The sequence below is a fragment of the Hyphobacterium sp. CCMP332 genome (genome assembly GCA_014323545.1).
In the GTDB taxonomy this organism is placed as follows: Bacteria; Bacteroidota; Bacteroidia; order Cytophagales; family CCMP332; genus CCMP332.
Genome location: CP058647.1, coordinates 606,280 through 619,370, shown reverse-complemented (window position 1 = coordinate 619,370; position 13,091 = coordinate 606,280). Strand labels below are relative to the sequence as shown.

Here is a 13,091-nt window from a genome sequence, read left to right as displayed (position 1 = left end):
GTATGATCTAATAATTGATAGGAAAATTGCGAAAAACACATTTTCAAATAATTGAATAAATCGGTCATTAAAGTCATTAACAGATAATTTTGGTGATGTTTTATATTACTTGTAATCAATTTTCTTATGAAAAAAGTCCTTTTAGAAATTATGGATAATTAGGCACAACTAATGCTATTTTGTTCAAAATGGATTATTTATGAAAAGACAGATATCATGTTTAACTGTTATTCTTATTCATGTTTTTTTCCCTGTAAAATCTGATGTCATTAAAGGGAAAACACCATTATTTTCTAAGGCTGCAACTAATTGCGCGCGAACTTCTGCACAGATCACTTTGGAAATTAACAATGTCAGGGCGATGCTTAGTATGTCTGATAAATGGTGGACAGTAACTTCTCCAACTAGGCCTGTTTATGAAATCCCTAAAAATGATAATCCATACCTCCCAAAGAAAAACTCACTTTTTGCAGGTGCGCTCTGGCTTGGAGGTGTAGATGCTGCTACAGACCAGATTCTGATGGCAGGACATACTTATAGACAAGCACATTATTCCTACTGGCCCGGGCCTATAAAAAACTCAAATCTAAGTATTCAAGCTCAGGAATGTGAGGATTGGAATCGGTTTTTTAAAGTGAATAAAGATGAAATTGAAGATTTTGTGGTTGCTTATCAGCAAGGACTGATTCAATCAATAAATGACGTTCCCGTTGAAATTTTAAAATGGCCGGGAAAAAACAACCCTCATCTATCCAATGAAATTGCCGATATGTCATATAATCTCGCTCCTTTTTCAGAACAGTATTCAGGAATTCAAGATGGTATTTATGATCCGCTTCAAGGAGATATTCCAGTAATCCTGGGTGATGAGGATATCTGGTGTATTTATAATGATATTGGTGGAGCTAAGGAATTTGGTAGTGTATCATCAGGACATTTACCCGCTGGATATCAAATAAAGGAAACTGCGTATGGTTTTGCAACAAATGACCAACTAAATGATATGACTTTTTATCATTATGAGGTGAGCAATAAAGGCCCTTACCTTATAAATGACTTCTATTTAGGGCATTGGGTTGATCCGGATATAGGTAATCCTGATGATGATTTTATTGAATGTGACATTATCAGAAATATGGGTATTTGTTATAATGCTGATGATTTTGATGAAGGAATTAGTGGCTATGGATCTTTACCACCAGCCATTGGTATTGATGTTTTTAATGCCCCAAAGGCATTTTATTCTATATCTGCTGACGGAATTGATAATGACGGTGATGGACTGATTGATGAAGGTGAGCATGGATATGAGATATTCGAAGGTGATGGAATTGACAATGATCATGACGGAATAGTAGATGAATTTAATGAGGAACTTGGAATGAGTAAATTTGTCTACTATAACAATAATAACAGTCCTATTAATGGTTCACCAAGTTCAATTGAGCATTTTTACAATTACCTTCAAGGAATTTGGAAAGATGGATCCACAATGACTTACGATTTTCGATTTGGAACAGATCAAAACTTTCCTCAAACTGATTATATGTTTCCAAACAATAGTTTGATTCAATTGAACGCGCTACAAGGCAACCCACCACTATCTGCTCCTTTTGATACCCCCTGGAATGAAGAAATCGCACTAAATGCAGGTGATGATCGCAGATTTGTAATGTCATTTGGACCAATGAAACTTCAGCCTGGTGAAGTATTTGAAACAACAATTTCTGTTCCTTGGGCACAATCAGCTTTAGGTGATAATCGAAGCAGTGTTGATAAACTTAAATGTGTTGATGACTATGTTCAACAAATTTATGATTCAGGATTCCAGTTGGTAAATGGACCTGATGCTCCTGATTTACAGATTATTGAAAGGGATCGTGAATTGCTAATAAATCTGTTTCCTAGTGACTTTGCTGTAAATAACAACGGTAACTTAACTTCCACGAATACAGAGAGTTATTTTGAATATGATCAGCTAACAGGTGGCTACTTTGCATTTGAAGGATACAAAGTATACCAATTGCTAAATCAAAATGTAATTACAGATGATCTCAATGACCCGAATTTAGCAAGATTGATTTCACAAAGCGATATTCAAAATGGTGTAACTGATATAAATGATTCTGAATTTCAGTTTAATTCATTTGGATGTAGCTCAGTTCCTGTCCTTAAGGTGCAAGGAAGCGATAGTGGATTGAATAAGTCCATTGTTTTCAGGAATGATTTATTTGACAATGGAAATCGAATAATAAATAACAAAAGTTATTATTTCATGGCTGTAGCTTATGGATACAATGCGAAAGCTGATAGTTTAAATTCTGTTCCACTAATTAATAAATATTATAAGACCTATGTTCAGAGTAGAAGAAATTCTACGGTTAAAAGTGCAGTACCTTTTAGAAATCCAAATGGTAGTACTACAATTAATTCTAATGCCATTTCTATGGTGGTGAAATCAGGAAGTGGGAATGGGGGCAATTTTCTGAATTTCGCCACAGGAATAGAAGATGATATATTGGCAGGCAATTCTCCTCATTTAGTATATGATAATAATTCTAGTCCTCTTGATATAAAGGTTTACAATCCAAATGCTGCGCCAACGGATTCTATTGAAGTTTCTTTGACGAGTAGACTTGAATTTTCTAAAACCGGCAATAACTATAATTTTTTACCAGGAGACACGATAATTTGTACTGAAACTTTTAACAATTCGGATTCACTGATACTTGTTCAAGCAGTGGATCAAGAACCGGGTATTGCGGTTGTATTAGAAGAACGATTGGATTTGGAAACACCAACAACTAAAACTTTGGAAGTTAGGCTTCTCAATGGTGTGGAAGGAGGAAAGTTTATAAAAACATATTATAAAATCAAAAGGGCACCTGATTTTGTTTTTGACAAATTGGTTAAATATCCATGCCAATTTCAAGTAAAAGGTATTCCGATTTCAAATTCGACTTGCATTGATTTTAAGGAGAATGATTTCTGGACTATAAGTAATAATGGAGCTAAAATTAAATGTCAAAACCCAATTAGTTTTGGTATCGAAGAACTTCTTCCATCCTTGGGTTTAAAAGTCAGTATTGATCATTCTTTTGCCGCAGGATATAATTCTATTGATATTGATAACATTAATAATGGTTTTATTAATGCTACAGTTAAATACAACAACCCAAATGATAAAAGATTAAAGATAATTGACTCAGACTCTTTTCAATGGTTTAATGAAGTAAGTTTAATTGGTTACGATTATGTCCCAATGGATTATTATGGCACCTTAAGAAACGTGTTGCAAGGTTCTTTTTTACCAATTGTAGCATCAAGTGGTTCTGAACCTTTCAAAAAAGGTTGGGCCTATTGGTTTGGCCAGGCGGAACAAATTAGCACGATTAATAATGTTGATATCGTATTAACCAATGATAGCTTAAAATGGACAAGATGTCCCGTGATACAAGTTCAGAGTCCCAATACTAGTATTGTAAATCCAATAGTTTCCAAATCTCAAAAGAGTAGACAAATGAGTGTTAACAAAGGAGGACTTCCTGATGGAAGTAAGTCATTATTCCCTAATGGAACCAATTCTTTGAGCAAAGGATATGGATGGTTTCCTGGTTATGCTATCGATATTAATTCTGGAAAAAGGCTAAATATGGCATTTACAGAAAATTTAGCATTGGATAGTACTGCAGGCAATGATTTAATTTATAACCCTCAAGAGGACGATAGTATTCCACATCATTATATCGTGGTTACAAATCTTGAATATGATATGGAAGAACCAAATAGCGAATTCCAGCATCTGTTAGACTCTGTATTTGAAGATCAAACGATAACCCGATCTGTTAATTACATGGATTTATATTCTAAAATTTTTACATGGACTGGTATACTTCAGTATGATCAGACTTTAGGGACAAATACCTTGGGTCTGCCTGAAATGCGAGTTAAACTTCGTGTAAATGCTCCTTATAAGATGACAGAAAACGGTATAGACCCGACCTGGGCTTTTAAAATCAATGGTGGTGCAATTCAAAATAGAACAGCCGATAATATTTTGGACGGAGTTAAATTGGTTCCTAATCCATATTTATTTGCTTCTCCTTATGAAGGCGGTGGTTCGTCAAGAATGGTGAAAATTACGGAGTTGCCAAATGAGTGCGTAATAAATATTTATGACATGAATGGAGTATTGATTAGGTCCTTTGATAGAAATTACCCTTCTGATTATTTTGGTTCAGAAGGAGCAATCCAGAACTGGGATTTGAGAAATGAAAATGGCTTGGAAATATCTTCGGGAGCCTACCTGATTCATGTTAGTACAAAAAATAAAGAAACAGTTAGAAAATTCTTTTATGTCAGAGGCGATCTTTCAAATCGGTAAAATTAAAAGTTGAGTTTATGAATCATTATCGGCTGTTCAATACCTTATTTCATCACTCTTTATTTTGTACCATAATAATTATCAACAGTATATTTTCGAATATTTCCGCACAAGGCAACTGTGCAAGAGCCACTTCTCAGATAGAACTCGATATCAATAATGTTCGAACGACATTACACAATGGCGGTGACATGTGGTGGACTGTCATTTCCCCAAGTGCAGCTCGCTATGAAATCCCAAAACAGGATAATCCCAGTGCCAATAAATCGCATTCACTTTTTGCCGGTTCCATTTGGCTCGGAGGAATAGACAATAACAACAATGAACTGCTTGTAATAGCAAGCACCTACCGCCAATCTCACTATTCTTTATGGCCGGGACCGGTGTTAGGCTCCGGAGCAGGGGTTTTCACCAATGCGGAAACCTGTAAGGAATGGGACAGACAATTCAAAGTGAACAGAGATGAAATCGCTCAATTTCTACTTGATTTTGAAAATGGATTAATTTTAAAGGAAGAAGATATTCCGGCAGCCATACGCTATTGGCCGGGAAGAAATAATCCATTTCTGCAAGGCGAGATTTCAGATCTTGATATGGAACTGGCTCCTTTTATTGAACCGGAAAAAGAAGACGGAATTTACAATCCGCTGGATGGAGATATTCCCGATATCAAAGGCGATCAGAGTATTTGGTGGGTGATGAATGATATTGGCAATCAAAAAGAGTTTGGAGGTGTATTTGGTGGCGCACCTCCAATAGGTATGGAAATTCAAGTTTTGGCGCATGCATTTGCCACAGATGATCCATTAAATGACGCTACGCTTTACAATTATAGATTCATCAATAAAAGCCATCGAGATATTGCTGAAACGCACATTTCACAATGGGCAGACCCCGATCTGGGTTTTGCGGGAGATGATTTTGTTCAATCCGATGTAGGAAGGGGATTGGCAATTTGTTTTAATGGGGATGATTTTGATGAAAGTATTGCAGGCTATGGCGATAAACCGCCGGCGATTGGTATAGATTTTTTTAGTGGTCCCCTAGCTGATTTTGATACCATTGGCGATGGAATTGATAATGATGGCGATGGTTTGGTCGATGAAGCGGATAATGGTTTTGCCATATTTGAAGGGGATAGCCTTGATAATGACTGGGATGGCATAATTGATGAATTCGGGGAGCGTATAAGCATGAGTAATTTCATGTATTACAATGGAAATTCTAATCCCGCCAATGGGAATCCGGGATCAGCTTTTGATTTCTTTGCTTACACCAGAAGTCTTTGGAGAGATGGAACAAAACATACCCATGATTTTGCTCAGGGATTGCAACAAAATTTTCCTGCAACTAATTATATGTTTCCAGGCAACTCATGGCAAGAATTAAGTGATAGATTAGGTAATCCGAGCCATATTCCAAATTATGAACCATGGGATGAATTTATTTCTGGGAATCAACCGGCAGATCGTCGTTTTGTACCATCAATTGGTGCTTTTTCAATGGAACCGGGAGCTTTGGTAGAATATACGGTTGGTGTGCCCTGGGCCCAGGCTGAATTCGGTGGTTCCAGAGCCAGTTTTGACAAATTGCTCTGCGCGGATGATTATATACAATGCTTATACTATAACGGAGATATTCAATTTTTAAATGGACCCGATGCTCCTGATGTTACTATCCGGGAACTGGAAAATGAAATTCGTCTTAATCTTGTTCCAGCCAAAATGAACGTTTTGAAAAATGGCAGACTTGAAATACAGAATACAGAAATTTACTCCGAAGACGATATAGATATAGGCGCATCTTATGATTTTGAAGGCTATTTGGTGTATCAGCTGATCGATGAAAATATTGATCCTTCTGAATATAAAAATCCTGATAAAGCAAGATTAATATATCAATGCGATTTAGAAAATGGCATAAGTCAAATTACCAATTTTACATCTGCCTTTGAAAGCCGGCAATGCTATTTTAATGCCTCAGTTGAGGTGCAGGGATTAGATAAAGGAATTCAGAGAAGCATTTCAATCAAAGAAGATGCTTTTGATGATAATTCGAAATTGGTCAATAACAAAGAATACTATTATAGTGTAGTGGCTTATGGCTATAATAAAAGAGCCAATGAACTAAATCAATTGAGCAATTTGAATGAAAGGGTCTATCAAACATACATAGAAAGCAAAAAGAACATCAAAATTTATAAAGCCATTCCTCATGCCAAACCCGGAAGTATAATCACTGAAAATGCAGATGCCGGATTTACAATGAAACTAATTTCAGGTAAGGGAAATGGAGGAAATGTATTAGACTTTATTGAGGGTGTTGAAGACTCAATCTTAACAGGTAAAAAGCCAAATCTGATTTATCAAGAAAAAAATTCACCGCTAAATTGTTATCGATACGACCCATTTGCTCAAGATTTACCCGATTCAATTAGTATTTATTTGACATCCAGACTCGAATACGACAAACTCAATAGTGATATTCAGTTTTTTCCAGGTGATACGATAGTTTCATCCGGAGATTATATAAGTCAAGAGGTGGTAATGGACGGTTTTGGCAGTATCAGTTATACTATTAATCCTTATAAAAGACAGCAACCAGGAATGGCAATTGTAATTACAGAAAGAGAGAATCTCGAAACGGATAAAACAAAGACCCTTGAAATCAGACTTTTAAATGGGGCAGAAGGTGGAACATTTATTCGAGAGGTTATAGAAATTTATCGTATTGGGGGTGAAGAGTCATATAAAGGCGTCACGAAAAGGTCTGCAGGCTTTCATCTACTAAATGACACGAGTTCAAATGCTGTTTGTACAGATTTTGAAAACAATGATTTCTGGAATGTCAGTGCTGGAGGTAGAATTTATAAAGGATCTATACCAATAACGGAAAACAGAGAAGAACTCATACCCGAACTCGGTCTTGCAATAAATATCTTCAATGCTGAGAACCCCGGATTCAAAAATAAGGAGATAGGTTTTGAGGATAATGGATTTATTTCAGCTGAGATCAAATATTCTGATTTAGATCAAAAATGGCTGATTCCCATAAATTTTGACTCTTTACCCTGGATTAGCCCAAGACCAAATTCTTTATTTAATTATGATCAATTGGATGTTTATCAGGATGTATTGGAAGGCTCATGGTCCACATGGTTGTCCACAAAGGCGGCCTTTGTCGATGAGAGTATAGCACCTGGTGTGGATGCCAGAAACCCTGAAGGATGGGCTTATATTCAGGATCTGCCAAATGTTGACATCGTTTTTACACAAGACCGAAGCAATTGGACAAGATGCCCTGTACTTCAAATGGCACCACCTGAAGTAAGTATTGTTAATCCGGTTGTTAACCGGGTTCAGAAAAGTGAAAAACTCAGTTTAGGTAAGAACGGTGAACCGGACGGAACTTTGGCAGCATACCCTGATGGTAGCACAGAATTATCAAAAGGATATTCCTGGTTTCCGGGATATGCCATAGACCTGGATCGTGGAATTCGATTAGGCCTTGCCTTTACAGAAAACAAATTGAGAGACTCATTAGGAACAAGCGGCAATGACCTGCTTTACAATCCAAATACAAATGATACCAATAATCATTATATCATGATAATCAACAGAGAATACGATTTTGAAAATTCTGAGGGAAGTTCAATACAGCGGATGTTTGATAGTACTTTTTTGGATCAAACAGTGACTAGAACAAGTCAGTACAGAATTTTATATGAGCAATTGTTTTCGTGGATTGGCATAATGAAGATCAATGAAGACTATTCGGAATTGTCTGAAGAAGAAAGAAAAGACGTACGAATTAAACTAAGAGTAAACCGTGAATATGATATGACTCAAAATGGAGTTAACCCCGAATGGAAATTTAAACTGAATCAAAACACAATATTTTCCAGATCTCAAATGAGCGAAGAGCTCAATAATATACGGATTGTTCCCAACCCCTATATTTTAGGTTCTAGTTATGAAAATACCATTGAGGATACAAGAGTTAAAATCACTCATTTACCTCCTAAATGCAAAATTGCCATCCACGGCATAGACGGCTCATTAATCAAATCATTCAATCGTGAATTTGATGAAAGTTTTCTTGGGTCTGAAGGGGCCACGCAGATTTGGGATTTGACCAATGAATCGTTTCAACCCATTAATTCAGGCGTATATTTGATTCACGTAGAAGCTGATGAAATTGGTGAAATTGTGCGAAAGTTCTTTTATGTGAGGCGCATTGATAATATCAGCTATGATTTTTAGCTTCTAACGTAATGATTTATACCACTTAGATTAAAACAATTCCAAATATTTTAATATATCCTTAAGTTAGTGTTAAATCAAATGCAATGCTGCATTCAGGCGGAGCTAAAAAATTAGTGAAATTCAGTTTATTAATCGTAATACTTTCATTTGGAATATTTTGCTTTGAAGTTGAAGCTCAAATCAATCAGGACGTAGAATCTACAAAAAAAAGCCTTCTTTATAAAGAAAGGATTAAAACAGAATGTAATCGATCTACTTCAAGAGAAACTTTAGAAATCAATAATGTCAGAACCTTGCTTCACAATGGCGGAGACATGTGGTGGACGGTGGTAGCACCCAGCAATGCCCAATATGAAATCCCAAAGCAAGATAACCCCAGTGCTCCTAAAAGACACTCTCTTTTTGCAGGTTCGGTTTGGATTGGTGGTGAGGATCTTACCTCCGGAGAACTTCTCGTATTAGCCAGCACCTACAGACAATCGCATTATGCCTTATGGCCTGGGCCTTTATATGCTTCAGGGCCTAATCAGGGTGAAATAAGCGCTGCCGAATGCAATACCTGGGATGAGCATTTTAAAGTCAGCAGGGCCCAAATCGAAGATTATTTAGAGGACTATCAATCTGGTAAAATACAATCTATAGAAGATATTCCCGAAGCAATTCTAAACTGGCCCGGTAGATCGAACCCTTACATCACCTCAGCGGATGGAGCCTTTAATGATCAGGTGGTTGATATGGATCGCGATTTGGCACCCTTTGATGAGTTTATTCAAATAGAAGAAGAAGGCGCCGGAGATGGAATTTACAATCCATTGCAAGGGGACGTGCCTTTTATATATGGTGATGAAGGTATCTGGTGGGTGATGAATGATGCCGGTAATGAAAAGGAATTTGGCCAGGTTATCGGAGCTGCACCGCCCTTTGATATGGAGATTCAAATAATGGGTTTTGGTTTTGCAACCAATGATGTATTAAATGACATGACTTTTTATTGGAACCGCTTATTGAATAGGGGAACAAGGATTCTTGGAGAAACCAGAATGGGACAATGGGTTGATCCGGCACTTGGATTTGGTTTTGATGATTATGTAGAAGTAGATGTACCAAGAGGTCTTGGAATGGCTTATAATGGTGATCAATTTGACGAGGGAATTGGTGGTTATGGCGAAAATCCGCCTTCAGTAGGCGTTGATTATTTTGAAGGACCCTGGGCCGATAAAGATACCATCGGAGACGGAATTGATAATGACCTTGACGGTTTGATCGATGAACCGGAAAGGGGATATGCCGTTTATGAAGGCGATGGCATAGATAATGATAAGGATGGTGAAATTGACGAGGTTGATGAATTGATCATCATGTCGAACTTTATGTATTATGTCAATAATAGCAATCCGGTAAATGGCAATCCGGGATCTGCCTTGGACTTTTTTAATTATTTGAGAAACCTATGGCGCGATGGAACAAATTGCACATACGATCTTATGCAAGGCACCAATCAAAGTTTTCCGGTTTGCAGCTTTATGTTTCCGGGTTCTTCTGATTTGGAAATAGGCTGGGGACTGGGTGGTACTCCTGATCAACCTTTTGCAGGTCCTCAAAATGTACCATGGGATGAAGTAATTGCCGGGAATCAACCATTTGACCGTCGTATGTTGCAATCGGCCGGACCTTTTACCCTTGAACCGGGTGCATTGAATGAATTGACCATTGGAATTCCATGGGCGCGTACAGGTGCAGGCGGCTCCCGCGGATCACTGAACAAGCTCAAGGTCGCAGATGATATTTGTCAAAAATTATACGATAATGATTTTCAATTACTTTCTGGTCCTGATGCCCCGGATGTGACCATCACTGAACTGGATCGCGAGATTATCATTACCATCGAGCCGAGCGAGTTCACCATTGTCAACCAGGGTGAGCGTCAGGCGATGAACACGGAGACTTATCGCGAATTTGAAGCCAATATTGGAGACTTCTACAATTTTGAAGGTTACCTCTTCTATCAATTGGCCGATAACACGGTGACCGAGGCCGACCTTGACAATGCGGATCGCGCCAGACTGATCGCGCAGTGCGATGTAGCCAATGGGGTGACCACGATCATCAATTATGAAAACGATGTGACCCTGGGCGAAGATATTTTTGTACCGATCATTAAAGTGGAAGGCCAGGACAATGGCATTTTCAGAACCTTGCGCGTCAGCGATGATGCCTTTGCCGAGGGGGATCCGAAACTGGTAAATCACAAGAGCTATACCTTCCTTGTGCTCTCTTACGGTTACAATGCGGCGATGGCGCAGGCCAACCTGGGCGATAACGTAGGGGACCGAAAAGAGCAGCCTTTTATTCTGGGTCGAAGAAACGGTATCCGGAAAGTGGCGGTGCCGCATCCCAACGTCGGGCAGGTGCTGAACTCGGGCTATGGCGATGAGTTTGTGCTGACCGCCGAGAGCGGCATTGGCAACGGGGGTAACATCCTGGAATTTGTCGGAGGGGTGGAAGAGAGCATTTTAAACAAGGCGCCATTTGAGCGCACCTACCGAGCGGGCTCGGGCCCGATATCGGTGAAGGTCTATGATCCCAAGCTGGTGAAGGCCATCGACAACATGGAGCTTCGTCTGACCAGCCGCTTGCAGTACAACAGCGCCGATAATGATTACAAATTCCTTCCTGGCGACACCTTGGTTTCGCTGGGCAATTACACGGGACAGGAAGTGGACAATTCTTCGGGAGCTACGATCGCCTATACGATCAGTCCCTACAAACGCCAGATCAAAGGAAGAGCGGTTGTGGTGCGTGAGGTACCGGAGCTGGAGACGGCCGATAGCAAGACCCTGGAGATCCGAATGCTGAACGGGGATGAGAACGGGGCCTTTGTCCGGGACGTGATTGCGATCCGCCGTGAAGGTGGCGAGGAGAGTTATTTGGGCGGCACCAAGCGTCCGGCCAACTTCTGGCTGGAAGGCGACAGCTCATCGATAGCCCAGGCGATCGACTTTAAAGAGCATGACCTCTGGACCCTTGAAGGGAACGGGGTTGTGGTGAAGGGCGTTGTGCCGGTGAGCGCCGATGGCGAGCAGACGGTGCCCGAGTTTGGCTTATCGGTACAGATGAGCCGCGGCTTTAACCCGGGTTTTAGAAACAGGGATAAGGGCTTTGAGGAGAACGGCTTCCAGGACGCGAGCATTGAGTACGCCGACCGTCTTCAGGATTGGCTGATCCCGATCGATTTTAGTGATTTACCCTGGATCGGACAGGCCCCGCGTTCATTGACCACCTATGATCAGCTGGACGTGTATCAGAATGTATTGGATGGCTCCTGGAGCACCTGGTTATCGACCAAAGCGGCCTTTGCCGATGAGAGCATTGCTCCTGGCGTGGACGCAAGAAACCCCGAAGGCTGGGCCTATATGCAGGACTTGCCAAACGTGGACGTGGTCTTTACCCAGGACAGAAGCAAGTGGACGCGTTGTATGGTAGTTCAGATGGCACCGCCAACGGTGAGCATTGTGAACCCGGTGGTGAACAGGGTACAGAAAAGCGAGTTGCTGAGCGTGGACAAAGACGGGCAACCGGATGGCGCAGTGGCGGCCTTCCCAGATGGCAGCACCGATCCGGCGACAGGCTATAGCTGGTTCCCGGGTTATGCGATCGATGTGGACAAGGGCATACGATTGAACATGGCCTTTACCGAAAACAAACTGGTCGACTCGGTGCTGGGTAACGATGGCTTGTACAACCCGACCAGCAACGATACCAATAATCACTACATCATTGTGACCAATATGGAATACGACTTTGAAGTGGCAGGACAACCGAGTGCTTACCAGCGCTTGATGGACAGCACCTTCGAGGATCAAACCACCAGTCGAACCAGTCAGTACCGGGTGACCTACGAGGAAACCTTTAGCTGGATAGGGATGATGAAGATCAATCCGAGTTTTGTATCGCTGCCGGTGGAAGATCGCGGCGATGTCAGGATCCGCCTGCGCGTGGACAGGGATTACGAGGCCACCGAAAACGGCGTACCACCGACCTATACCTTTAGCACGATAGGCTCACAGGCGATCCTTGCAAGCAAGGAGAAAGCCCAAAGTGATCTGGATATCATAAGATTGGTGCCTAACCCATACTACGCTTATTCGGAATACGAACAAAGCCAGGTGGATAAAAATGTCAAGATCACCAATTTACCGGCACAGTGTACCATCTCGATCTTCTCGATGAACGGTTCACTGGTGCGACAGTTCAACAGAAATGTGGCAGAAGATGTGGCTGGACTGGGTCTGAGCAGTCAGAACTGGGAGTTGACCAACGAAGAAGGTATCCCGGTAGCCAGTGGCGTGTACATCGTCCATATCGATGCGGGAGAACTTGGGGAGAAGGTGGTGAAATTCTTCCATATCAACAGACCAATTGACCTTGATACTTTCTAAAAT

3 protein-coding genes are annotated in these 13,091 nt (G+C 40.4%); all 3 read left to right on the top strand.

What is annotated here, in order from left to right; all coding sequences use genetic code 11:
* Positions 1 to 199: 199 nt before the first annotated feature.
* The 3 genes from HZR84_02580 (at position 200) to HZR84_02570 (ending at position 13,088) form a co-directional block, all read left to right on the top strand.
* Complete coding sequence (locus HZR84_02580; GenBank protein ID QNL20873.1) at positions 200 to 4,384, top strand: hypothetical protein; 4,185 nt, start codon at positions 200 to 202, stop codon at positions 4,382 to 4,384.
* A gap of 17 nt (positions 4,385 to 4,401) precedes the next feature.
* A complete protein-coding gene (locus HZR84_02575) occupies positions 4,402 to 8,646 on the top strand; it encodes a hypothetical protein (protein QNL20872.1) in 4,245 nt (1,414 codons plus the stop codon).
* An 86-nt stretch (positions 8,647 to 8,732) separates the two neighbouring features.
* The gene (locus HZR84_02570) at positions 8,733 to 13,088 is read left to right on the top strand and encodes a T9SS type A sorting domain-containing protein (protein QNL20871.1); all 4,356 of its coding nucleotides are present in this window, start codon (positions 8,733 to 8,735) and stop codon (positions 13,086 to 13,088) included.
* Positions 13,089 to 13,091 lie beyond the last annotated feature (3 nt).